The sequence below is a fragment of the Leisingera sp. SS27 genome (genome assembly GCF_028368855.1).
In the GTDB taxonomy this organism is placed as follows: Bacteria; Pseudomonadota; Alphaproteobacteria; order Rhodobacterales; family Rhodobacteraceae; genus Leisingera.
In genome coordinates this window covers 833826-856859 of record NZ_JAQNCY010000001.1, presented here as the reverse complement: position 1 = coordinate 856859, position 23034 = coordinate 833826, and the positions used below count along the sequence as shown (strand labels likewise).

20 protein-coding genes are annotated in these 23034 nt (G+C 61.5%); 9 read left to right on the top strand and 11 right to left on the bottom strand.

Annotated elements, in window-relative coordinates; translation table 11 throughout:
- Window positions 1–13 precede the first annotated feature (13 nt).
- From nuoN to N6L27_RS04260, 4 genes are all read left to right on the top strand, one after another.
- Entirely contained in the window at window positions 14–1453 is a 1440-nt protein-coding gene (gene nuoN / locus N6L27_RS04275) for an NADH-quinone oxidoreductase subunit NuoN (RefSeq protein WP_271905857.1), read from the top strand.
- A 68-nt stretch (window positions 1454–1521) separates the two neighbouring features.
- Entirely contained in the window at window positions 1522–2268 is a 747-nt protein-coding gene (locus N6L27_RS04270) for a biotin--[acetyl-CoA-carboxylase] ligase (protein WP_271905855.1), read from the top strand.
- Window positions 2269–2280: 12 nt separating this feature from the next.
- Window positions 2281–3063 (top strand): type III pantothenate kinase, encoded by a 783-nt coding sequence (locus tag N6L27_RS04265; protein ID WP_039179149.1) that lies wholly within the window; start codon window positions 2281–2283, stop codon window positions 3061–3063.
- Window positions 3060–4727, top strand: a complete 1668-nt coding sequence (locus N6L27_RS04260) for a ribonuclease J (protein ID WP_271905852.1) — start codon at window positions 3060–3062, stop codon at window positions 4725–4727. Before N6L27_RS04265 ends, N6L27_RS04260 begins: the two co-directional genes overlap by 4 nt.
- 206 nt (window positions 4728–4933) lie before the next feature.
- On the opposite strand, the gene N6L27_RS04255 is transcribed toward N6L27_RS04260, so the two are convergent.
- The 4 genes from N6L27_RS04255 to N6L27_RS04240 all read right to left on the bottom strand — a co-directional run bounded on the left by N6L27_RS04255 (window position 4934) and on the right by N6L27_RS04240 (window position 9541).
- Entirely contained in the window at window positions 4934–5113 is a 180-nt protein-coding gene (locus tag N6L27_RS04255) for an RSP_7527 family protein (protein WP_271905850.1), read from the bottom strand.
- A gap of 200 nt (window positions 5114–5313) precedes the next feature.
- On the bottom strand, window positions 5314–6708 hold the full coding sequence (locus N6L27_RS04250) for a DEAD/DEAH box helicase (protein WP_271905849.1): 1395 nt from the start codon (window positions 6706–6708) through the stop codon (window positions 5314–5316).
- Window positions 6709–6774: 66 nt separating this feature from the next.
- The gene (locus tag N6L27_RS04245) at window positions 6775–7833 is read right to left on the bottom strand and encodes a glycosyltransferase family 2 protein (protein WP_271905848.1); all 1059 of its coding nucleotides are present in this window, start codon (window positions 7831–7833) and stop codon (window positions 6775–6777) included.
- Window positions 7834–7933: 100 nt separating this feature from the next.
- Window positions 7934–9541: a peptide chain release factor 3 gene (locus N6L27_RS04240; RefSeq protein ID WP_271905846.1), complete on the bottom strand. Its 1608-nt coding sequence runs from the start codon at window positions 9539–9541 to the stop codon at window positions 7934–7936.
- A 187-nt stretch (window positions 9542–9728) separates the two neighbouring features.
- Between N6L27_RS04240 and N6L27_RS04235 the strand changes: the two genes are divergently transcribed.
- Window positions 9729–11342: a response regulator gene (locus N6L27_RS04235; protein WP_271905845.1), complete on the top strand. Its 1614-nt coding sequence runs from the start codon at window positions 9729–9731 to the stop codon at window positions 11340–11342.
- A 202-nt stretch (window positions 11343–11544) separates the two neighbouring features.
- Window positions 11545–11910, top strand: coding sequence for a BrnA antitoxin family protein (locus N6L27_RS04230; RefSeq protein ID WP_271905844.1), 366 nt, complete (start codon window positions 11545–11547; stop codon window positions 11908–11910).
- A gap of 163 nt (window positions 11911–12073) precedes the next feature.
- Here the strand turns inward: N6L27_RS04230 and N6L27_RS04225 are convergent, their stop codons facing one another.
- From N6L27_RS04225 to N6L27_RS04215, 3 genes are read right to left on the bottom strand one after another with little or no spacing between them, the layout of a single operon-like run.
- Window positions 12074–12595, bottom strand: a complete 522-nt coding sequence (locus tag N6L27_RS04225; RefSeq protein ID WP_271905843.1) for a hypothetical protein — start codon at window positions 12593–12595, stop codon at window positions 12074–12076.
- Between the two features lie 38 nt (window positions 12596–12633).
- Window positions 12634–12963: a hypothetical protein gene (locus N6L27_RS04220; protein WP_271905842.1), complete on the bottom strand. Its 330-nt coding sequence runs from the start codon at window positions 12961–12963 to the stop codon at window positions 12634–12636.
- Window positions 12960–14429 carry a hypothetical protein gene (locus tag N6L27_RS04215; RefSeq protein WP_271905841.1) on the bottom strand — a complete coding sequence of 490 codons (1470 nt, stop codon included), beginning with the start codon at window positions 14427–14429 and terminating at the stop codon, window positions 12960–12962. The genes N6L27_RS04220 and N6L27_RS04215 overlap by 4 nt, the downstream gene beginning before the upstream one ends.
- A 417-nt stretch (window positions 14430–14846) precedes the next feature.
- On the opposite strand from N6L27_RS04215, the gene N6L27_RS04210 reads away from it, so the two are divergent.
- Window positions 14847–16301 (top strand): caspase family protein, encoded by a 1455-nt coding sequence (locus N6L27_RS04210; RefSeq protein ID WP_271905839.1) that lies wholly within the window; start codon window positions 14847–14849, stop codon window positions 16299–16301.
- A gap of 63 nt (window positions 16302–16364) precedes the next feature.
- Here the strand turns inward: N6L27_RS04210 and N6L27_RS04205 are convergent, their stop codons facing one another.
- From N6L27_RS04205 to N6L27_RS04190, 4 genes are all read right to left on the bottom strand, one after another.
- Window positions 16365–16787, bottom strand: a complete 423-nt coding sequence (locus N6L27_RS04205) for a response regulator (RefSeq protein WP_271905837.1) — start codon at window positions 16785–16787, stop codon at window positions 16365–16367.
- A 15-nt stretch (window positions 16788–16802) separates the two neighbouring features.
- Entirely contained in the window at window positions 16803–18608 is a 1806-nt protein-coding gene (locus tag N6L27_RS04200; RefSeq protein WP_271905835.1) for a sensor histidine kinase, read from the bottom strand.
- 292 nt (window positions 18609–18900) lie between these two features.
- Complete coding sequence (locus N6L27_RS04195; RefSeq protein WP_271905834.1) at window positions 18901–19707, bottom strand: glycosyl hydrolase; 807 nt, start codon at window positions 19705–19707, stop codon at window positions 18901–18903.
- A 185-nt stretch (window positions 19708–19892) separates the two neighbouring features.
- Window positions 19893–20906 carry a Hint domain-containing protein gene (locus tag N6L27_RS04190; protein ID WP_271905832.1) on the bottom strand — a complete coding sequence of 338 codons (1014 nt, stop codon included), beginning with the start codon at window positions 20904–20906 and terminating at the stop codon, window positions 19893–19895.
- A gap of 204 nt (window positions 20907–21110) precedes the next feature.
- On the opposite strand from N6L27_RS04190, the gene N6L27_RS04185 reads away from it, so the two are divergent.
- Complete coding sequence (locus tag N6L27_RS04185) at window positions 21111–21890, top strand: SDR family oxidoreductase (protein ID WP_271905831.1); 780 nt, start codon at window positions 21111–21113, stop codon at window positions 21888–21890.
- Between the two features lie 15 nt (window positions 21891–21905).
- Window positions 21906–23030 carry a hypothetical protein gene (locus tag N6L27_RS04180; protein WP_271905830.1) on the top strand — a complete coding sequence of 375 codons (1125 nt, stop codon included), beginning with the start codon at window positions 21906–21908 and terminating at the stop codon, window positions 23028–23030.
- Window positions 23031–23034: the final 4 nt, after the last annotated feature.

The following is a 23034-nucleotide window of genomic DNA, read 5'->3' as shown; positions in this document are numbered from 1 at the left end:
GAGCATCAGGCAGATGATCCAAGCTGATCTTACCGTAATCCTGCCAGAGATCGTTCTGGCGCTTTACGCCATGGCGGCGCTGCTTGGCGCCGTCTACACCGGCAAGGACAAGCTGGCGGTGCCGCTGGTCTGGAGCACGGCCGGACTGCTGGCAGTGGTTGCCTTCTGGATTGCCTCCAGCCCGGCCGGTACCCAAACGGCATTCAACGGCATGTTCATCGACGACGGCTTCTCGCGCTTTGCCAAGGTGGCGCTGCTCTTGGGCGCATCCGCTGTGCTGCTGATCGGCCAGGACTACATGGCGCGCCGCGGCATTTTGCGGTTCGAATACCCGGTCCTGGTGGCGCTGGCCGCTGTCGGCATGATGATGATGGTTTCCGCCGGTGACCTGATGTCCCTATACATGGGGCTGGAGCTGCAGTCGCTGTCGCTCTACGTCGTGGCCGCCATGCGCCGCGACAGCGTCAAGTCGACCGAGGCGGGCCTCAAGTACTTCGTACTGGGCGCATTGTCCTCCGGCCTGCTGCTTTATGGCGCCTCGCTGGTCTACGGTTTTGCCGGCACCACCCAGTTCGCGGGCATTATCCAGGTGGCGGAGCAGGGTCACATGTCCATCGGCATGCTGTTCGGCCTGGTCTTCATGATCTCGGGGCTTGCGTTCAAGGTCTCGGCGGTTCCGTTCCACATGTGGACCCCGGACGTCTACGAAGGCTCGCCGACGCCTGTAACGGCCTTCTTTGCCACCGCGCCCAAGGTTGCGGCCATGGGCCTGTTCGCCCGCGTGCTGTTTGACGCCTTCGGCGGCGCAATCGCTGACTGGCAGCAGATCATCGTGGTGCTGTCGGTGCTGTCGATGTTCCTGGGCGCCATCGCGGCGATCGGCCAGCGCGACATCAAACGACTGATGGCATTCTCCTCCATCGCCCATATGGGCTATGCGATGATCGGCCTGGCCGCTGGCACCGAACAGGGCATCACAGCAATGCTGGTGTACCTCGCAATCTATGTCACCATGAACATCGGCACCTTCTCCTTCATCCTGATGCTGGAGAAGGACGGCAAACCGGTTACTGACATCCTGGCCCTGAACCAGTTTGCTGCGCGCGAGCCTGGCAAGGCGCTGGCGGTGCTGATCCTGATGTTCTCGCTGGCAGGCGTACCGCCTATGCTGGGATTCTTTGCCAAGTTCGGCGTGTGGCAGGCTGGTGTTGATGCGGGCCTGATGACGCTGGTCATTGCCTCTGCCGTCGCCTCTGTAATCGGTGCATTTTATTACCTGCGCATCGTCTTCTACATGTACTTCGGTACTGGCGAGGACGATGTGGAGGCGAAGGGCTCCCCGGTTCTGAGCGTGGCGCTGATGGCCTCCGCTGCTCTGATGCTGGTGGGCGTGGTCTACCAGTTCGGCATCGACAGTGCCGCCGCTGCCGCGGCAGCAACCCTTGTAAATTGATCTGCTTTTCAGGCAGGCTAGGGAGGCCCGGTCTTGTGACCGGGCCTTTCCGCATCTAAGGAGCGCATATGAGCTGGCCAGCAGGATATGGGAAACGGGTGCTTGATGAGGTGGACAGCACCCTGAACGAGGCTGCCCGCATCGCTGGGGAACTGGCGGGTCCGGAATGGATCCTGGCCCTGCGCCAGACCCAAGGGCGCGGCCGCCGCGGCCGCGACTGGAAGGACCCCAAAGGCAATTTCGCGGCCACCCTGGTGATGCGCCCGGAAGGTGCCCCGGATCAGGCCGCGCTGCGCAGCTTTGTGGCGGCACTGGCGGTCTATGACGCCTGCGTCGCGGTCACTGGCCGCAGCGAAGGCCTGTCGCTGAAATGGCCCAACGATGTGCTGCTGAAGGGCGGCAAGCTGGCTGGCATCCTTTTGGAAAGCGCGGGCAACGGCAAGGGCGTGAACCACCTGTTCGTCGGCATCGGCGTCAACCTGGTGGAAACGCCGATGAAGGAATGGCTGGAACCCGGCGCCGTCTGGCCAGTGTCGCTGTTGTCTGAAACCGGCGTGCAGGTCACTCCGGAGGAGTTTCTGGAAGCCGTGGCCGAGGCCTTTGCCCGCTATGAGCAGCAGTTCGCGACCTATGGCTTTGAACCGATCCGCACCGAATGGCTCGCGCGTGCGGCCAAGCTGGGCGAGGTGATCACTGCCAAGACCGCGGCGTCTGAGACCGAAGGCACCTTTGAAACGGTGGACGCCAGCGGCAACCTTGTCCTAAACACCGCCAAGGGCCGCGTCAGCATTCCCGCGGCCGACATCTATTTCTAGGAAGGAGCAGCAATGCTTCTGGCAGTTGATTGCGGCAATACCAATACCGTCTTCTCGATCTATGACGGTGAGAAGTTCATCGGCATGTGGCGCACCGCCACTGAGTGGCAGCGCACCGCTGATCAGTATTACGTCTGGCTCAGCACGCTGATGCGGCTGCAGGGGATCGAGGCGGATATCACCGACATGATCATCTCCTCCACCGTGCCGCGGGTGGTGTTCAACCTGCGTGTTCTGGCGGACCGCTATTTCAACACACGGCCGCTGGTGGTGGGCAAACCCGAATGCCTGCTGCCCGTCGCAGTGCGGGTGGACGAAGGCACCGCGGTCGGCCCCGACCGGCTGGTCAACACGGTTTCGGGTTTCGACACCTATGGCGGCAACCTGATCGTGGTGGACTTTGGCACCGCCACCACCTTTGACGTGGTGGCCGAGGATGGCGCCTATGTCGGCGGGGTGATTGCGCCCGGCGTGAACCTCAGTCTGGAGGCGCTGCACCAGGCCGCTGCCGCGCTGCCACACGTGGACATTTCCAAGCCGCAGAACGTGATCGGCACCAACACCGTCGCCTGCATGCAATCCGGCGTGTTCTGGGGGTATGTCGGCCTCGTGCGCGAGATCTGCACCCGCATCAAGGCGGAGCGGGCGGTGCCGATGAAAGTGATCTCGACAGGCGGACTGGCGCCTTTGTTCCAGCAATCTGCTGATCTGTTTGACGCATTTGAGGACGACCTCACAATGCACGGGCTTCAGATCATCCATAAATACAATAAGGATAACGGTACTGACGCATGAGCAGTGATAGATTGATCTACCTGCCCCTCGGCGGGGCGGGTGAAATTGGCATGAACGCCTATGTTTATGGCTATGGACCGCAGGGCAAGGAACGCTTGGTCCTGGTGGACCTGGGCGTGACCTTTCCGGACATGGACACCACACCCGGCGTGGACCTGATCATGCCCGACATCACCTGGCTGAAGGAGCGCGCCGACCGGCTGGAGGGCATCTTCATCACCCACGGGCACGAGGACCACATCGGCGCAATCGCCCATCTTTATGCGCATCTGAACGTGCCGGTCTACGCACGCGCCTTTACCGCAAACCTGGCGCGCCGCAAGATGGAAGAGGCGGGCCACGACCCGGCCAATGTGCACACGGTGCAGGCCTGGCCGGAGACAACCAAGCTTGGCCCCTTCACCATCGGCGTTGCGCCGATGAGCCATTCGATCCCCGAAAGCGGCGCGCTGGTGATCGACAGCCCGGCGGGGCGGGTGGTGCACACCGGCGACTTCAAGCTGGATGCAAACCCGCTGGTGGGCGAGCCCTTTGACCCGGAGATGTGGGCGGAGATCGCCAAGGACGGCATCCAGGCGCTGGTCTGCGATTCCACCAATGTGTTCTCGCAGCATCCCGGCCGTTCGGAGTCTGAGCTGCCGGAAGAAATCACCAAGCTGTTCTCCGAGGCCAAGGGGCTGGTTGCGGCTACCACATTCGCTTCCAACATGGCGCGGGTGAAAACTCTGGCAGAGGCCGGTGTGAAGGCCGGCCGCTCCGTGGTGCTGCTGGGCCGTGCCATGCGCCGGATGATCGAGGCTGCGGTCGAAACCGGCGTGCTGGTGGATTTCCCCAAGGTGATCAGCCCGGAAGACGCCGCCAACGTGCCGCGCGACAACCTGATGCTGATCACCACCGGCAGCCAGGGCGAGCGCCGCGCCGCCACTGCACAGCTGGCGCGCGGCAAGTACCGCGGGCTGGAGCTGAAGGAGGGCGATCTGTTCCTGTTCTCCTCCAAGACCATTCCGGGCAACGAAAAGGGGGTTATCCGCATCATCAACCAGTTCTCCGAAATGGGGGTGGATGTGGTCGATGACAGCTCCGGTCTCTACCACGTCTCGGGCCACGCCAACGGCCCGGACCTGGAGGTGGTTCATAACCTGCTTAAGCCCAAGATGCTGATCCCGATGCACGGCGAGCACCGCCACCTGCGCCAGCACGCGCGGCTGGGTGAGGCCAAGGGCATTGCCAGCGCTGTCGTTGTGAACGGGATGATGATGGACCTGTCCGGAGGTGCGCCGTCTGTGACCGAGTGGATTGAGACCGGCCGTACCTATCTGGATGGATCCGTCAAATACGGTGCGATGGATGGCATCGTGCGCGACCGCATCCGTATGGCGCTGAACGGCCATGTTCTGGTGACGGTGATCCTGGACGAAGAAGACGAGCCGCTGGGTGAGCCCTGGTGCGACCTCAAAGGCTTGCCCGAGACCGGCACCTCCAACGCCGCGCTGGTTGAGGTGCTGGAAGAGGACCTGAACCAGTTCCTGATGCGCGCAGGTGCCAAGACACTGCGCGACGACGACAAGCTGGAACAGGAGCTGCGCCGCATCACCCGTCAGACCGCGCAGGCCGAGATCGGCAAGAAACCCGAGGTGACAGTGGTGGTCAGCCGGATGCGCTGATCCCGCCGGTAGGGCAGGGCAGTTCTCCCGCCCGGCCCATGCCGCATCCAAAATGCTGCAGGCCCCGTTGGGCCTGGCGCCGCAGCCCCTGGCGGGCCTGCGGCGCGGCTTCAGACCGCCACCGTTTGAAAAAGAGAAACGCCGCGGCCCCTGGGGCACGCGGCGTTTTCAATTCAGGTGCAGCTCCACAGGGAGCGGCAGACGTTTCAGCCGTGCAGCGGGCGGGCGCAGCTGGGGCAGGAGACCACCTTGCGCGGAGCGCTGAACAGGGCGCCGAACAGGCGGCGCATCATGGCGGCGAAGGCTTCGGCGCGCAGCTCATGGGCGCGGGCTTCGATGGCCTGGAACTGGGAGATGGTCAGGGTTTTGGTGTCGGTGGTGTTCATGGCGTGGCCCATCATTCATGGCGCGTTTCAGTGTTGAGACTGCATTACGCCGCTTTGCCGGAAATTACGCCGGCCAAGATCGAAGACCCGCTATGCTGCGGTTGCAAAGGTCGCTATGCCGAAACTGCATGGTGTGCGGCGGGCGCCACGAAAAAGGCCGCCCCAGCGGAGCGGCCTCATAACCTGTCTGCAAACGTCGGTCAGCTGGCGCGGCGCTCGGCAAAGCTGAGCGCGATAAAGCTCGGCAGGTGGTCGCCCATGCCGACCACAGCCTTGTCGTCACGCTTGCCGTGCTTGCCGCCGCGGCCCGAGGAGCGCTCCTGCTTCTGCGCGGGCTTTTCATCCCTGCGGCGCTCGCGGCCCTCGTCCTTGCGGCTCTCGCGCGTGTCCGCGTCTGCCTTCTCTGATTTGGCGGGCCGGGCGGGCTTTTCCTTCTTGGGCTCCGGCTTGACCGGGTTCTCGAGCCGCGGAATTTCCTTTTGGATCAGGCCCTCGACAGCGGCCAGCGCCTTGTCGTCACGCGGGATGCAGATGGTGATCGCCTTGCCCTCACGGCCGGCACGGCCGGTGCGGCCGATGCGGTGGACGTAGTCTTCGGCATGGCCGGGGACGTCAAAGTTGAACACATGGCTGACGCTTGGCACGTCCAGACCGCGTGCGGCCACGTCCGAGGCCACCAGAATGCGCAAGGATCCCTCGCGGAAGGCATCCAACGTCTTGGTGCGCTGGCTCTGATCCAGGTCGCCATGGATGGCAGCCGCGTCATAGCCGTATTTCTTGAGCGATTTCGCGCAGATATCCACATCCGTCTTGCGGTTACAGAAGATGATGCCGTTGGTCAGCTTGTCGCCCTCGGCGTCGATCAGCGCGCGCAGAACCTTGCGTTTTTCGCTGCCTTCGCGGTCGCGGCGCGAGGCCTTGAATTGCACCACGGCCTGTTCGATGGTCTCCGACGCAGTGGCCTGACGGGCCACTTCAATACGGGCCGGACCCGACAGGAAGGTATTGGTGATCCGCTCGATCTCCGGCGCCATGGTGGCAGAGAAGAACAGGGTCTGGCGGGTGAAAGGCGTCAGCGAGAAGATACGCTCGATATCCGGGATGAAGCCCATGTCGAGCATCCGGTCGGCCTCGTCCACCACCATGATCTGCACGCCGGTCAGCAGCAGCTTGCCGCGCTCGAAATGGTCCAGCAGGCGGCCCGGGGTGGCGATCAGCACGTCGACGCCTTTGTCGATCAGCGCATCCTGCTCCTTGAAGGAGACACCGCCGATCAGCAGCGCCTTGGTGAGCTTCACATGCTTGGCGTAGGTGTCGAAGTTCTCCGCCACCTGGGCGGCCAGCTCACGGGTGGGGCACAGCACCAGGCTGCGCGGCATCCGGGCGCGGGCACGGCCGCGGGCCAGAAGCGTGATCATCGGCAGCGTGAACGACGCGGTCTTGCCGGTGCCGGTCTGGGCGATTCCCAGAACATCGCGCCCCTCCAGCGCAGGCGGGATGGCCCCTGCCTGAATCGGGGTGGGGTTTTCGTACCCGGCTTCCTCAATAGCTTTAAGGACCTTGGGATTAAGGTTCAGATCGGTGAATTTTGTCATTTGCATCCGTCATTGCGGACACTGACCTGGCCCGCGCGTGTGTGTTGCAGCCGGCTCCGCAAAAGGTCATGCGGTGTGGCAGCTGCCGGCTCGTGGCGGGGCATAGCAAAATCCTATGCGCAGGTCAATTAATGCCGGGTTTTGCAGGGTTTTTGTCGCCGGGATCGGCAAATTGGAAACAATTTTTCCAAAGCCGGGGAAGTGTTTTTGCCGTTTGTCCGCCAGGCCGAGCGGGCGATTCCGCACCAGCCCGCGTTCCTGAAGCTTGCGGAAAACCTCAGGATCCCGGGCGCTGACCTCATCAAAGAAGCTGCGCAGGCCGTCTTGGCCGTGCTCTTCTTCGATCAGCGACAAGAGTTCGTGTGAGTTCAATCCGCCGATCAGCCGCGAATACCCAGGCTTCAATCCAGGCCGGTATGAGCCGTGCTGCAATCGGTAACGGTAAGTGGTTTGCCACTGTTCCCAGCTCAGAGCATGGCAATGGCAAAGGTCAACCTGCTCCAGAACGGTGGACGCTTTGATCCTTTTGCCAGCTAAATACATATTGTGAATGCGCACTTCAGCTTGCGGCACGCCCGTCCGAGCAATGATCTTGCCGGCTGTGTGGCTGAGAAAGCCGCCCTTCAAGAACCCTCCGAAGGCCGGGTATACAGTGCGCGCCTCTGCCTCGCGGTCCGGACTTTTCGGGATCACCGCCTTGAACTGGCCGTCACGTCCTGACAGCGCTTCAATCGGCCGTACCTTGGCGCTCAGGGCGCTGGCAGGCAGGGCCGCGAGCATTTGCCCCAGGTCCGAGGCGGGCCAGAGAAACTCGTCCACGTCGATATGGGCGATCCAATCGGTCTGGATCCGCTGATAGGCATGGGCGGAATTCCGTATCTGGCGCATTTGGTGTTTGACCGGCCGGTAGCCGCAGCAGTTTTGCCAATAGCTGTCATCACACACTGTAACCCGTACTTTGGGGTGCTGATCCAGCTGTGCATAGGCTGCGGGATTTGGTTCATCCAAGTAGATGTGCAGACGGTGCGCGCCCAGGTCCAGATGGTACGCGGCGAAGTTCAATATCGTTTCGGCGTCCGCTTTTATGGTGCTGACGATGCCCCATTTGACGCCCTGATCCGCCATTGCCTGCCTCATGCCTTGCCGTTTTTCACAACCATTTCCGCAGGCAGGAAAAAGCGCAAGCCCCGCAAAGAAAAACGCCCGGGCGATCCGGGCGTTTCAATCAGACCATCATTTCCTTGGTCGCTGTCAAATTCAGCTCGGGGTAATCCCGCACCACCCGGTCGATGTCCCATTGCAGCCGGGTCAGATAGACGATGTCGCCGTCATGATCATGGGCGATGTGCTGCTTGTTGGCGTTGATGAATTTGTCCACCGCTGCCTTGTCGCCGCTGACCCAGCGTGCGCTGGTGAACTGGCTGGCCTCAAACCGCACCGGCAGGCCGTATTCCATCTCGATCCGGCTTGCCAGAACTTCGAACTGCAGCTGGCCGACCACGCCGACGATAAAACCGGAGCCGATTGAGGGTTTGAAGACCTTGGCGGCACCTTCCTCGGCAAACTGCATCAGCGCTTTTTCCAGGTGCTTGGCTTTCATCGGGTCGCCTGCGCGAACCGTTTGCAGCAGTTCCGGCGCAAACGACGGGATGCCAGTCACGCGGATCGCCTCGCCCTCGGTCAGCGTGTCGCCGATGCGCAACTGACCGTGGTTCGGAATGCCGATGATATCGCCGGCCCAGGCTTCCTCCGCCAGTTCCCGGTCGGAGGCCAGGAACAGCACCGGGTTCGACACGGCCATCGGTTTCTTGGTGCGCACATGGGTCAGCTTCATGCCGCGCTTGAAGTGGCCTGACGCCATCCGCACAAAGGCCACCCGGTCGCGGTGCTTGGGGTCCATGTTGGCCTGAACCTTGAACACAAAGCCCGCAACCTTCTTTTCCTCCGGTGCCACCTGGCGCGGCTCGGCTGACTGGGGCTGCGGCTCGGGGCCGTATTTGCCGATGCCGTCCATCAGTTCCTTGACGCCAAAGGAGTTGATGGCAGAGCCGAACCAGATCGGGGTCATGTGGCCCTCAAGCACCGATTGCGGGTCCAGGGCAGGCAGCAGTTCGCGCGCCATCTCGACCTCTTCCAGCAGTTTGTCCAGCAGATGCGCAGGCACATGCTCGGCCAGCTTGGGGTCGTCCAGGCCCTCAATCGCGATGCTTTCCGCCACCTTGTTGCGGTCGGCGCGGTCCATCAGCTCCAGCCGGTCGCGCAGCATGTCATAGCAGCCGATGAAATCGCGGCCGACACCGATGGGCCAGCTGGCCGGGGTCACGTCGATCGCCAGCATTTCCTGGATCTCGTCGATGATCTCAAAGGTGTCGCGGCTTTCGCGGTCCATCTTGTTACAGAAGGTCAGGATCGGCAGGTCGCGCAGGCGGCAGACCTCGAACAGCTTCTGAGTCTGGCTTTCCACGCCCTTGGCGCCGTCGATCACCATCACCGCCGCATCCACCGCTGTCAGGGTGCGGTAGGTGTCCTCGGAAAAGTCCGAGTGGCCGGGGGTGTCCACCAGGTTGAAGCGGAAGCCGCTGAAATCAAAGGACATCGCAGACGCCGAGACAGAGATCCCGCGGTCCTTCTCCATCTGCATGAAGTCCGAGCGCGTGCGCCGTGCTTCACCCTTGGCGCGCACCTGGCCGGCCATCTGAATAGCGCCGCCGTAAAGCAGGAACTTTTCAGTCAGCGTGGTCTTGCCGGCGTCCGGGTGCGAGATGATCGCAAAGGTCCGGCGCCGCGCGATCTCGGCGGGCAGTTCGGGGCGGTTTGCAGCGGTGTCCAACATGCGGGTGGCTGTATCCACAAACCGCGAAAGAGGCAAGAAAAACGGAGTCCGAGGGCCGCGTTGGACCTGTTTTCCCCAATGACATAGGTTGTTTTGCCTATAGTTCGCTAACGCTTTTCCTGTAACACTTGTGCTGTACCTGTGTGTTACAGGGTTTCGATGATCTCTCCCGTTTCAGGAACGATACGTGCAGCAGGATGAATTTTCAGATCATTTCGGCGTTCTCGACGCAGTCGAAATCGCGGTGATTGTCCTGAAACTCGGCGAGGACGGGCTGCCGCGCTACGTTCACATGAACACCAAGTCACGGGAATTTACAAAGTTCGAGCACAGCGATTATGCGGGCAAGACCGCCCTCGAACTTTACGGCGGGGCAACCGGACGCCGTGCTTTGAACCACCATTTGGCCGTGATCAGCAGCGGCAGGGAGGCAACTTACGACATTGTCCTCCCGACCCAGAACAGGGAAAAATACCTCAGCACCACGCTTCGTCCCGTGTTTGGTGCGGACGGGCGCATGGCCTATCTCGTCGGGTCTTCGACAGACATCACGACTGAGCGGGAGCGCGACGAAGCGCTGGAGCTGACCCGGATGGCACTGGATAAGGCCGAGGAGGCCAGCCAGGCCAAGGAACGGTTTCTCGCCAACATGAGCCATGAGATCAGAACGCCGATGAACGGTATCATCGGCATGTGTGAGCTGCTGAAAGAGACGGATCTTGACGAGCAGCAGCAGCTGTTTGCCGATACGATCTTCAATTCCGCGACAGCTCTGCTGACGGTGATCAACGACGTGCTGGATTTCTCCAAGATCCAGGCCGACAAGATCTCCCTGCACGATGCGCCGTTTTCGCTGCGCGACGTGGTTCAGGACGTGGGAACCCTCCTTTGGGCCAGGGCCGCCTACAAGGGGATCGACCTGCGCACCGAATACCCCGAAGACGTGCCGCATGAATTTGTCGGCGACGCCAGCAAGATCCGCCAGATCCTGATGAATCTCCTGGGGAATGCGATCAAGTTCACGGACGACGGCCATGTGACCGTCAGTGTCGCCTATGACCCCGCAGGCACAGCGCTGCCCCTGCATATCCAGGTCTCCGATTCCGGCGTCGGGATCGAGGCTTCGCAGATGAATTGGATCTTTTCCGCTTTTGAGCAGGTTGACCGGCAGGCGGCCCGCGTGATCGAAGGCACAGGGCTGGGGCTGGCCATTACCCGTGCGCTGGCAGAGCGGATGGGGGGCTCGGTCACGGCCTCTTCTGTGCCCGGCGAGGGATCGGTTTTCACGGTTGGCTTGAACTTGCCGCGGCTGGGTGAACAGGCTTCGGGCGGCACGGATCTCGCGCAGTTTCAGGACAGCAGGCGGGCACTGGCCGCCCCGCCCGGCATGGCGGTGCCGGAGCTGCCGCTGGAGGCGCTGAACGGGATTCGCATCCTGGTGGCGGAGGACAACAGGACCAACCAGCTGCTGGTCCGGAAAATGCTGAAATCCACAGGTGCCGATCTGCGCTTTGCCGCTAATGGATTGACCGCGCTGGAGATTTTCACCTCCGAAAGCGCGGACCTGATCCTGATGGACCTGTCGATGCCGGTTCTGGGCGGGCTGGACGCCACCCGCCGGATCCGCGCGCATGAACGGGACGCAGGGCTGCCGGAATGCCCCATTGTTGCCCTGACCGCCAATGCCCAGCCCAGCGATGTTGAGGCCTGCCTGGCCGCCGGGATGAATGATTTCCTGGCCAAACCCTTCCGCAAGAATGAGCTGCTGGCGCGGATCCTGCGGCAGGCAAAACCAGCCTGAAAAAGCGGGGGTGACATGCGTGCACCCCCTGTACACCCCCTGTGCACCCCCCGGTGCCGGGTGGCGGGGCAGAGGCCTGTCCGGAGGTGTTGCGGGGGCACCGTACGCACCGCTGGCGCGGAATTAACCGGATCGGGGCAGGGTGGGATCAGCGCGGGAGTGCCGCCCCGCGCCGAAACCGCCGCCGCCACGGGAGAGAGCGATGCCCAGCAAGCGATACTATGACAATGAAATGCAGCTGGAACTTGATGAGCTGCAGCAATCCCTGCGCCGCGACTGGCTGGACAAGAGCCTGCCCGCCGAATGGGACGGCATGGACAGCTGGGAACGGATCGACAAGCCCAAGACCCGGGTGACGATCCGGCTGGACGCGGACATGGTGAAATGGTTCCGCAAGCTGGGCCCGAACTACAGCCGCCGCATCAACTCCGTGCTGCGGACCTACTGGATGGCGCTGATGGCGGGCTACATCCAGGCCCATGACAAGGACAACACCATCCTGCGCCTGAGCCTGCAGGCGCGCTACATCGCCATGGGCCGGAATGCCGATGGGACGGAGCGGAAGTGAGGGGGGAAGGGGGGCGTTGTGACTATTGCCCCGTTCGGAAAGAAACTTTCTGCATCGGACACGGCTTACGACCGCTTCGAGCCCACTTCAGACCTTGCCACGGTGTCGGTCAGCGCACATGCAGCAAGCCGTGAACGGCGTCAAGCGGCCGTTGACAGGACGGCTATGCGGAGAGTTTTTCGACTTGCGCTTCGATTTTCGACATTACTAATTTCTTAAAACGTCGATAATCTGCTCTGCACAGTCTTGCTTCATCTTTGCGGGCGTCGGGGGTAAAGCTATCGTCCAAAACGCCGTTCATCCGGCGCATTATCTGATCCTCGGCTGGATCATACATATCCAGCCAATTGATATCGTCAGAAAATCTACTTTCGTCCGCGTCCATGAGCCGATCGACGACTTCTGGCAAGGTTCCCATTAAGCTCTGGTTTAATTCAATCAGCTTTTCTTCAAATCCCACAGGAAATCCGGGTTGTCGAGCACACTGATCAATCTCCCGAATAATTGCCTCCCCTCGGCGAAGCGCATCTTCGAGTGGGTCCCGAACCCGAGAGCGGAACTCTTCTAAGTTTACCAGACGCCTAGTATTTCGATCATTAGAAACTCGGGTGTATATCGTGTTTCCAATGTTCCAAAGCAATGAAAGGGAAGTTAACCCAATCGTGGCAATCTTCCACGTTTCCATGCCAGAATATCACTTTTCGAAAGATGGAGCTTGCAGTTTTACCGAGCGAACGCCGAACGACGCTTGGTTCGAATGCGCCGAATTCCTTGTTCGATTTGGCGAAAAACGCTTGGGCTTGCCTTGAAGCGGTAGTGTTCTAAGAACTCTTCGTCGGAATCAAACTCACGCACACTATTCGCAAACATGCCCTGGAAAAATGAGCTGGCAATAGCATCAATACAAGGGGGGACAACGATCACAATCTCGTCTTCAGCCGTGTCCAGTTCATCCAAATCAAAGAAGTCGCGAGCCGCCACACCTCGCTCGTGGCCGGACAGGTTCCGAACGCCCTTCCCTTGGAGAAACGAATCAATGCTAAGTTCAATCATTGTTCTAAGTTGTCCATCATCTTTTGCAGATATTGCGGATCAAGTGTGAAGCGGATACTAATGGCAGTACCCGGCAGGCCTTTTTCTAGGTCAAACACATGGTTTGGGTCGGGCGCCATCCTAGCAGAGTTATCCGCGTTGCACCATTGCACCCTTGCGGTATCGGCACCTGCGGGCTGATAGCATTCGAAGTAAGGACTTTTCAGCTGAACGCAAGAGGTTCCTGACACAATGGTGATCTCTGGCTTAAGATTGTCATTCTCGGACCATCCCAGCAAATTCGTCAGCTCCAGCATCTGCATGAGACCATACCCACCACGGTCAGCTTTGTCTGCTTCCGGCACACAGGTCACACCATCTTGCAATGCAGCGAGCGTTTTTAGCGTCGCAGCTGACTGCGGAGCCCGTGCCGCCCTCATACAATTTAGGAAATCATCTAGGTCCTGCTTTTGTTGATCGGAAGCGCGTTCCAAACTGTCTGCAAAGGTATCTCCAAGAGAAACGATCCCAATATGGGCGATGAACTCGTCATCTTCGTAAACCCTCCGCTTGGCTAAAAAACCGGCAACGGTCCATGAGCCGTCGCGTCTGTTCCCGTCTGAATGCCGTTCGGCATTTTCAAGGAGTTCACCAAGCAGAACTTTGATATGCCCTCTGCCAGCTTGTGTAAGTTGGAGCTGTATCTCATCTCGGTTCAACCATTCGTCGAGAGCATCACAGAACCGGTCAGATGCGTGATCGCGGCTAGGGACATCGAAGTAAATGCTTCGAGACTTGCTTCCGCCGTCCCTTCGGCGGCGAGTTAATGGAAATGCCCAAACGTCATCAAAATCCCTTACCCCCCGGAGCCCTACGTTGAGATCTTCAGCTATTCCAATTGAACCAAGTACCTTCTGCATGGGGACGTCCATTTCGCCCCCTTGGAAAACGGGCAACATATCGTTCCAAAATTCGGTCAGCAGCATGTAGGGCACTACGTCTAAGCAATACTTGTCTTTGAAATTGATCTGTACTGAACTCGACGACGCTTCATGCTCAGCAATGTTTGCCAAGCCTTGAATACATCCATGTGGATTGTCCAAAAGACTGAAACCCGATAAATCTATGTCAAATGGCTCACCGTCAGCCGCCATTCGCCGGTCTTCATACTTGATCCAACGACCTGGGCGGTTTCGATCAGGGAACAAGTGGTCCATTACTAAAGAAGAGCGTTTGTCGCGGAGCAACATTACTAGTTCATCGCGAGTCAATCTGGCCCGGCGTTGGTCGTACTTCTTTTCGCGACGAATGATCTTCTCAACAGCCCTTCGATGCCTCGCTCTTTCTTTTGGCTTCAAGCCATTGATATGCCACTTCTTTCGCAGCACTTTTCTCTTTTGTGCGTCTATGAAACGATATGCTTCTTCACTTTCCGCATCACTGTGAAGTTGCACGTAGCCGTTACTTTTAGGGATGTCTTTTGCCAATCACTCAACCCTCAATCCACATCTCTGTTCTTTAAGCGCCAGGCTCCAAAATGGAAAGAGCGCTACTGCAAGAAAGCGCTGCCTCAGAGCCACTGTAAATGAGCCACAGACGTCGATGACTACAGAATGAAGGGCTGAGCAGTCCCGAACCTAGTCACACGATGTCAGTTTCATGCTGCGCCCAGACGAGCGGCAGCTGTTGATCGCGGCAGCGCGGCGAAAATCGCGGCCTGATCTGGCGAAAAGAAAAGATTTGCAAAGGGCGCTTTTTGCGCAATGCCGCCGCTTCTGGCTGACTGCACTGCACCCGCAGCGAAGGTCTGCAAGGTCCCGCCAGTCCCCCCGATTGATTTTTGCCGCTGCCTTTGCCTAGATACCCGCAAGCCCTTGATTGCAAACCACAGGGAAAGAAGCGGGATGCTGTATCGGATTTGGCTGTTCCGGGCTGCGGCGGCGGGAGTGGTGCTGGCGCTCCTGGCGCTTGCCACCGCGCCGGCCCGGGCGGGGGAGCGGATTGCGCTGGTGGTGGGCAATTCGAACTATGCCCATACCGCGCCGCTGGCCAATCCCGGCAATGATGCGCGGGTGATGGCGGCGGCGCTGGAGGGGGCGGGGTTTGAGGTGACCACGCTCTTGGACGCGGATCTAGGCGGCATGAAGCAGGCGCTCTTGCGGTTCGGGCGGCGGCTGCGCGGCGAGGGGGTGGAGGCCGGGCTGTTCTATTATGCCGGGCACGGGGTGCAGGTGGAGGGCGAGAATTATCTGGTGCCGGTCAGCGCCGCCATCGCCAGCGAGGATGAGATCGACCTGGAAGCGGTCAATGTGAACAGCTTTCTGCGGGTGATGAATTCATCGAATGCCAGCATCAACATCGTCATTCTGGATGCCTGCCGCAACAATCCCTTTGCCGGCTCTACCCGGTCGGCGGCGCGGGGGCTGGCGCCGGTGGATGCGCCGCGCGGCACGCTGATTGCCTATGCCACCGCGCCGGGCGATGTGGCGCTGGACGGCAGCGGCGCCAACTCCCCCTATACCAGGGCGCTGGCCGGGGCGATCTCTGCCGGGGGCGGGCGCACCATCGAGGCGGTGTTCAAGGCGGCCCGCAGCGAGGTGCTGGCGGTGACGCAGGAGCGGCAGGTGCCGTGGGAGACCAGCTCGATCACCGGGGATTTCTATTTCCACAGCCGGCCCGCGGCGGCGGCGCAGCCTGCGGCCGTCGCTGCGGCGCCGGTGGAGGATATCGCCCGGAAGTACCAGCTGGCGGAGCGGATCGGGACCCGCGCGGCCTGGCAGGCCTTTGTTGATGCGCACCGGGACCGGCCGGAGGATTTCTATGTGCTGCTGGCGCTGGAGGCGCTGGCGGGGCTGCAAGCGCCGGCGCCGCAGCCGCCGCGGCATCTGCCGCTGCCTGCCACCCCGGCCTATGCCTGCAACCGGGGGCGGTTCGGCGCGGTTCCTGCGGAGCTGTGCGTCTCCTCCCACCTGGCGCCGCAGGGGCGCAATGCCTATTCAGGCGCGATGCTTTCGGACGGCAGCGCCCGCACCGCCTGGGTCGAGGGGCGGGCGGATGACGGCGAGGGAGAAGTGCTGCGGTTTGCCTTTGACGCGCCGCAGCAGGTCAGCCGGGTGCTGGTGGCCAACGGCTATGGCAAGAGCCGCGACATCTTTCTGAAGAACGGCCGGGTGCGGTCGCTGATCGTGGAGACCTCGGCCGGGGTGCGGCAGGAGGTGGTGCTGGAGGACCGGGACGGGCTGCAAGAGCTGCGCCTGCCGCCTCTGGGGGAGGTGACCTGGATCACCCTCACGCTGAGCGGCGTCTATTACGGCACCAGATACCGGGATACCGCGATCAGCGAGGTGCAGTTCCGCTGATCGGGATTTCAGTGGCCGCATGTCCGGCCCATGCCGGCTGCGGCAGCGGATGCAGGCTCTGCGTCACGCCGTGGCGCATTGCGGCGGGGTGCATATCTCCCACATGTCCTGCAGCGCGCTCAGCACCTTTTTGGTGCCTGCGGAGGAGCTTGGCTTGACGATGTAGCCGCTCACGTTGCGGTGGTAGGCGCGGGCGATGTCCCTGGGGTTGTCGGAGGTGGTGAACATGAACACGATGTTGCCGGAAATCTCTTCCTTGGCGCGCAGTTGCTCGAGAAACTCATGCCCGTTCATGCGCGGCATGTTGATGTCCAGCAGGATGAAGAAGGGGCGCAGCAGGTCCCGCGCGCGCTCAGAGGTGAGGATCTCCAGCGCCTCCAGGCCGTCGCAGGCCCGCACGATCCTGGCTGACGGGGACTGCTTTTTCAGCGTGCGCTCCAGGATGAGCGCATCCACGTCATTGTCCTCAACCAGAAGGATATTCATTCAGTGTTCTCCACGTCAGGCAGCTTTGTCTTGGTGTGCGTCCGGGGCTGCTTGGCCCTTGCGGGGCCAGCTGAACCGGAATTCGGCTCCTTGTCCGATCTCGGATTGGACAGTCACTTCAAATCCATGCTTTTCCACAGATTTTTTAACGATGGCGAGGCCGATGCCAGTGCTTTCCGGCTCCCCCGCGCGGCGCAGGGTTTGAAAGACATCAAAGATCCTGCTGTGGTGCTCCGGGGCGATGCCGCCGCCGTTGTCGCGGACCGAGACGGCATAGCGGCTTCCCATGTCATCCACGGTGACAGCGATTTTCGCGTGCTCCGGATCCGGGTGGTATTTGACCGCATTTCCAACCAGGTTTTCCAGCACGCGGACAAAGTTGAAGGTATCCGTGGAGATCCGGGTTGCGTTGCCGCTCAGCTCCAGCTGGGGGCCGGAGAGGCCAAAGTCGGACCGGAGCGCCTTGATCGTATCCTGCAGGCACAGCTCCTCGTCTTCGGCTGAATGAGCGCCGGTCCGCGCGTATTCCATCACCCCCTGGGTCAGATTGTTCATCCGGGCCACCCGTTCGGTGATCAGGGCCAGGTTGGCGGCCACATCGGGATCTGCATCGGCGGAGTTGAAGTAGTCTTCCAGGTCTTCCTGGATTATCTCTGTCAGCGCTCCGATGCCGCGCACCGGCGTCTTCAGGTCATGGGAGGTGATATAGACAAACTGCTCCAGCTCGTCGTGGGCCTTCTCCAGCTTTGCGGTTTTTTCCTTCAGGTCTGCGGTGACCCGGTCAGCATAGGCCCTGGCGCGCTGGTTGGAGCGCGCCATGAGGAACAGCAGCGAAATCACCAGTGCCTCGATCACCAGGCCGCCGACCAGTATCAGCACTGGCTGGGAGTAGGAATGCGCTTGCCGGAAGCCAAGGCTGGTGCGGAAATCGAGTGTCCAGGTCCGGCCATAGATCTCCAGCTCTACTTTTTCGGAGAACCTGGGAGAGGAGTCGAACTGAGGGTCAGCGGGATCGTGTTCGTCATAGATCATCTCAGCGCCGTCGCTGATACTGAAGCGCACATTCCTGAGGTCCTTGGACAGCAAGCCAGCCATCAGCTTGCGGACCACAAAGGGTGCGTAAACCATGCCGTCCAGATGCCGTTCACCAGGCGCCGTGTCCGCACTGCGCCCGCCAGTGTAAAATGGGGCGTAAAACAGGAAACCCGGGGTGCTGCTTTCATCCTGCACCAGTACAATCGGGCCTGTGATCCGGGCGCCGCCGGTCGCGCTGCTGGCCAGGGCCGCCGTCCGGCGGTTCACTTCATGCGCGACATCCAGGCCAACGGCGGCTGCATTGAGGGTCTCCGGCTCAATAAAGGAGATGGGCAGGCGGATGCTGTTATCATGCTCCGGGTAAACGGAGAATCCCGGGCGTTCCTGGCGCCGGGTCTGCAGATAGCTTTCGAACTGGTCCGGCTCGACATGATGAATGATGCCGATGCCATTAATCCCGGGATAGCGTTCGTCCACACGCAGCGAACGCGCAAATTCCTTCCACTCCTGGTAGCTCATATCGCCGCCATGAGACTGCACGGTGGAGACACCAGCCCAGAGCGCATCCTCATATTTCGCCATCCGGGCGGAAATCAGGCCGACCGCCTGGTCGCGCGCGGCCTTGAAGGCATTTTCTGTGCGGGTCTCGGTCTGCGCTTTTGCATAGTACCAGGCCCCGAAAGTCATCATCAGCGACAGCCCGATGATCAGAGCATGGATCAGCGAAAGATGGCCGCGGCCGAAGAGCCGGCGCCAGTTATGCAGTTCGGGTGAATGTTCCGGCATGTAATCACAATCCCTTGCCCGCCAGGTTCATTGTGCTTTTACGCGATTAACATTGTGTGAACAAAACCCCAGCGTGTACCTCTTCTTTCGAAACGGGTCAGTTGACCGGGCGTCCTTTGTTTCCGCAATGCAGCATCTCTTTCATCCGCAGAAAACGCCTTGATTTTTTGTTGGAACTGCGGTGTGCACGGGGAGGAGGCAGGCCCCAAGGACGGGGCGCACCGGATGGCCGGATGCACTGCCGCCGCAAACCCAGATGCCGGATTGGGGGGTGTCCCGCCTGGCCGTTGGTTCAGTTGCTGGCCACCTGCAGGCCGGCAGCCCGGCTGACCGCGCGGGCAAAGGCGTCACCTGCGGCTGTCGGGCTCAGGTCATCGTTCAGGAGGTTGATCTGCGGCACGCGGCCCTGCCAGGGATAGGGGTTGGCGGCAAACCAGGCGTGGCGCTCGACAAAGGGCAGGCGCTCCATCATCGCAATCGCCTTGCGGGCAAAGGCAGCGTTCTGCGCGTGGCTGGCGGATGCCGGGCGGGTCCAATCGATATGGGCGAATTCGGTCACCCAGACGGGGCGGCCGTATTCGCGGTGGACGGCCCGCAGCCAGCGTTCGAAGTCCTTCACGCTGCCATCCTCGGAATAATAGTGGACGGCCATGAAGTCGACACGCAGCCCCCTGGCTTCCGCCTGATCCATAAAGCGGCGCAGCCAGGAGTTGTGCCCCAAGGTGCCTGATTGAGTGGTGGCCGGGCTGCCCAGGCGCAGCCCGTGGCGTTCCAGTCTGGGCCAGAGTTTGATGGCCTGTTTCACGCTCATCCCGGCCTGATGGCCGCCGCTGCGCCCGTCCGGCTCGTTGAAGCCCAGTAGTGCGCTGACCCTGTGGTCCGAGCGGATGCGCTTGTTCACGTCGCGGGCGCCGTGGATCATCGGCACGAATTCGACAGAGCGGCTTTGACGGCCCTTGTGGTACATTTGATCCGGGCGCCAGTTGTAGTACCAGCCAAGACCGGGGGTGTCCTCGATCCAGGACAGGATGCTGTAACTGGAGTTCTCCCATGCGCCGACGCCTGCTTTTTGCGCCGCGGCCGGCCATGCAACAAGCATGAGCCCCAAGGTGAGGAGAAAGTGCCTGATCATACTGCTCTCTTTTTTGTTGGCAGCAGAATAGCAGGATCTGGTGTGAGTGTCAGTTTGAAACCACTAAATACAGATGCAATTGGCAGCAAATTGCTCGTATTCACGCAACTGTCTGAGGCGAAAGAGAAACGGTTCCGCAGCCTTGCCGCTGCTCAGCGCAGTGAGGAGCGTTTCAGCAGCCGCACCGCGTCCGGCCGGTCCAGGAGGGAGCGGTTCACGTCCAGACCATGGGCGCCGCGGGTGTGGGCCGCTGGCAGGCTGCCGGGCCGGGTGGCCCAGAAGTCCTCGGGCAGAACCTGGCGGGTGACCGGGTCCAGGAAGGTGCTCTCAGCCGCAATGCCTTCGGCATAGATGATGTGGTGCTGGTCGAACAGGATCTGGAAGTAGTCGGTAAAGCCGCCATCTAGCACGACAACGCTGCCGCCGTTCACCAGATCGCGGGCGCGCACCAGCAGTTCCGGTGCGCCGGCGCCGATCTCGTCGCGGCGCTGGTAGACCATCAGCCGGTGGCTGGGGCTGACGATCAGGTCGTTGGAGTTGTTGAGGGCGCCCTTGCGGATCAGGATCGGCGCCAGGTCGCCCACCGCGCGCAGGGTGGACTGGCCGACCCAGCGCACTTCCTGGATGCCGTCGTCGCGGGTCAGCACCCGGTCGCCTGCGCGCATCTCCTCGATCGGGCGCTGTTCGCCGGTCGACAGGGTGATGCGGGTGCCGCGGGTAAAGGAGACACAGGCCGATTGTGCCAGCTTGCGCCGGGCGGGCTCGCGTTCTGCCTTTACCAGAGTGTAGGGCATCTGAGCCTGCAGCGGCGCCAGCGGCACCAGGAAAATGGCGGCGATATAGCCCTCTGCGTCGGCCTCCACCATCACCAGCGTCTCGGTGTTGGGGCCGCGGTCGGGCATCAGGGTCAGCAGGCAGTCAAGATGCAGCACCGCGCCGGGGGCGCCGATGGCGCTGCCGTCCGCAACGGTGAAACTGCCGTCGTGATGGGCGGCGATGCCAAGGCGCTGCGGCGGGGCGGGGCTGTTCAGCAGGTAGATGTCATCCAGCACCAGATCCTCAAGCACGCCAAGCGGATCGCCGGAATTGGCGCCGTATTCCACACGGAAACGCTCGGCCGGGTAGGCCTGAACGGAGGAGAGGCTGGCGGTCACTGTCTGTCCCATCTGCGGGTTGGCCTTGGTCCATATGAGGGAGCGCACGGGGCGCTGTCCAACAGAAATGCCTGCGGAATGTGGCACAATGGCGGTGGAACGGGGCTGATTTTCCGGCAGCTTCACGATTGCGTCAGCGGCCGGCCGGGGCTGGCCTTTGGCAGGCGGGCGGTGCACTCTCCGCCAAACGGCGAAGAATCCGGAGGGAGGACGACGATGGATCTGGGTATTTCTGGCAAGCGCGCGCTGGTCTGTGCCAGCAGCAAGGGGTTGGGCCTCGGCTGCGCGGAGGCGCTGGCGGAGGCCGGTGTGAACCTGGTGATGAACGCCCGCGGTTCAGAGGCGCTGGAGGCCTCAGCGCAGGCCATCCGTGATCAGTACGGTGTCGACGTGGTAACGGTGGCTGCGGATGTCGCAACGCCGGAGGGCCAGAAGCAGGTGCTGGATGCGGCGGAGGGGGTGGATATCCTGGTCACAAATGCAGGCGGTCCGCCGCCGGGCATGTGGACCGACTGGGACCGCGAGGACTTCATCAAGGCGCTGGACGCCAACATGCTGGCGCCGATTGCGCTGATGAAGGCGCTGCTGCCCGGCATGATGGAGCGCGGCTGGGGCCGGGTGGTCAATATCACCTCGGTCTCTGTCAAATCGCCGGTGTCGGTGCTGGGGCTGTCAAACTCGGCCCGTGCAGGGCTGACGGGCTATGTCGCGGGCACCTCGCGGCAGGTGGCGGGCCACGGCGTTACGATCAACAACCTGCAGCCGGGCATCCATGCCACCGACCGCGCCGTGGCGCTGGATGGCGGTGCCGCCAAGGCGCAGGGGATCACGCCCGAAGAAGCGCAGAAGCAGCGGTTCGGCACGATTCCCGCTGGCCGATATGGCACCCGGCAGGAGTTCGGCGCCGCCTGCGCCTTCCTGTGCTCACAGCATGCGGGCTTCATCGTCGGGCAGAATATCCTGCTGGACGGCGGCGCCACCAACAGCACGATGTAAGGAGGGGCAGGGCATATGGATGGCGGGTTTTCCCTGAAGGACCAGTTATTTAACCGTGAGAAGGTCCGGTATCTGGCGGGTCTGTTCGCGGCTGCGGACGGCGGATTTGATGCTGAAGCGTTTGAAACCCAAGTGATGGCAGACCTGCCGGCGCTGGAGCTGAAGCAGCGGATGACGCTGATTGCGGATGTGCTGGCGGATCACCTGCCGGAGGCACTGCACAACGCTGCTCCGGTGCTGCTGAAGGCGCTGCCGCCGCCACTGGACCCGTCGAAAACCGATGATGATTTCGGCGATTTCATCTTTGCTCCCTTGGGTGAGTATGTGGCCGCACGAGGCGTTGAGGCACATCCGGACCTTTCGTTGGACCTGCTGGAAGAAATCACCCAGCGGTTTTCCATGGAATGGGCGATCCGCCCCTTCCTGAACCGCTGGCCGGCAGAGGTGCTGGCGCGGATGGAGGATTGGGCCACACATTCCAGCTATCACGTCCGCCGCCTGGTCAGCGAAGGCACCCGGCCGCGGCTGCCCTGGGGCGAGGCGGTGGGGCTGCGGCTGGATGAGCCGCTGCCGCTGCTGGACCATCTGCATTCCGACCCGACCCGCTATGTGACCCGGTCAATCGCAAACCACCTGAACGACATCGCCAAGAAGGATCCGGATCTGGTTATGGACCGGCTGGAGCGCTGGCAGGAAGCCGGGGTGCAGTCGGCCAAGGAATTGGGCTGGATGACCTCGCATGCGCTGCGCGGGCTGGTCAAGGCGGGCCACCCGCGGGCGATGAAGATGCTGGGTTATGACCCGGATCTGGACTTGAGCGCTGAAATCGCACTGAAATCGCAAAATGTTCGGATTGGCGATGCCCTGGAGTTCTCGGCACATCTGGAGGGGCAGGCGGGGTCACCGGTCCTGGTCGACTATATCCTTCATTTCCAGCGGCCTGGCGGCAAGATATCGGCGAAAGTGTTCAAGCTGAAGCAATCGAAAATTTCTGGCAAATTGTTGAAATTGGATAAGCGCCACAAGCTGAAGGGCAACGCCACAACCTTCAAGCTGGTGCCGGGGCCGCACCGGATTGAGCTGATGGTGAACGGCAAGGTGCGGGCAGAGGCCGCGTTTGAATTGCTGCCGGAAGGGTGAGCCT

What these genes read in the sequence shown, in the direction of transcription:
- nuoN (WP_271905857.1), top strand. Translation starts at nt 14, where the DNA reads ATGATCCAAGCTGATCTTACCGTAATCCTGCCAGAGATCGTTCTGGCG.
- N6L27_RS04200 (WP_271905835.1), bottom strand. Translation starts at nt 18,608, where the DNA reads ATGCCGGAACATTCACCCGAACTGCATAACTGGCGCCGGCTCTTCGGC.
- N6L27_RS04220 (WP_271905842.1), bottom strand. Translation starts at nt 12,963, where the DNA reads ATGATTGAACTTAGCATTGATTCGTTTCTCCAAGGGAAGGGCGTTCGG.
- N6L27_RS04270 (WP_271905855.1), top strand. Translation starts at nt 1,522, where the DNA reads ATGAGCTGGCCAGCAGGATATGGGAAACGGGTGCTTGATGAGGTGGAC.
- N6L27_RS04195 (WP_271905834.1), bottom strand. Translation starts at nt 19,707, where the DNA reads ATGCTTGTTGCATGGCCGGCCGCGGCGCAAAAAGCAGGCGTCGGCGCA.
- N6L27_RS04245 (WP_271905848.1), bottom strand. Translation starts at nt 7,833, where the DNA reads ATGGCGGATCAGGGCGTCAAATGGGGCATCGTCAGCACCATAAAAGCG.
- N6L27_RS04185 (WP_271905831.1), top strand. Translation starts at nt 21,111, where the DNA reads ATGGATCTGGGTATTTCTGGCAAGCGCGCGCTGGTCTGTGCCAGCAGC.
- N6L27_RS04190 (WP_271905832.1), bottom strand. Translation starts at nt 20,906, where the DNA reads ATGGGACAGACAGTGACCGCCAGCCTCTCCTCCGTTCAGGCCTACCCG.
- N6L27_RS04180 (WP_271905830.1), top strand. Translation starts at nt 21,906, where the DNA reads ATGGATGGCGGGTTTTCCCTGAAGGACCAGTTATTTAACCGTGAGAAG.
- N6L27_RS04230 (WP_271905844.1), top strand. Translation starts at nt 11,545, where the DNA reads ATGCCCAGCAAGCGATACTATGACAATGAAATGCAGCTGGAACTTGAT.
- N6L27_RS04265 (WP_039179149.1), top strand. Translation starts at nt 2,281, where the DNA reads ATGCTTCTGGCAGTTGATTGCGGCAATACCAATACCGTCTTCTCGATC.
- N6L27_RS04255 (WP_271905850.1), bottom strand. Translation starts at nt 5,113, where the DNA reads ATGAACACCACCGACACCAAAACCCTGACCATCTCCCAGTTCCAGGCC.
- N6L27_RS04240 (WP_271905846.1), bottom strand. Translation starts at nt 9,541, where the DNA reads ATGTTGGACACCGCTGCAAACCGCCCCGAACTGCCCGCCGAGATCGCG.
- N6L27_RS04210 (WP_271905839.1), top strand. Translation starts at nt 14,847, where the DNA reads ATGCTGTATCGGATTTGGCTGTTCCGGGCTGCGGCGGCGGGAGTGGTG.
- N6L27_RS04250 (WP_271905849.1), bottom strand. Translation starts at nt 6,708, where the DNA reads ATGACAAAATTCACCGATCTGAACCTTAATCCCAAGGTCCTTAAAGCT.
- N6L27_RS04225 (WP_271905843.1), bottom strand. Translation starts at nt 12,595, where the DNA reads ATGGAAACGTGGAAGATTGCCACGATTGGGTTAACTTCCCTTTCATTG.
- N6L27_RS04260 (WP_271905852.1), top strand. Translation starts at nt 3,060, where the DNA reads ATGAGCAGTGATAGATTGATCTACCTGCCCCTCGGCGGGGCGGGTGAA.
- N6L27_RS04205 (WP_271905837.1), bottom strand. Translation starts at nt 16,787, where the DNA reads ATGAATATCCTTCTGGTTGAGGACAATGACGTGGATGCGCTCATCCTG.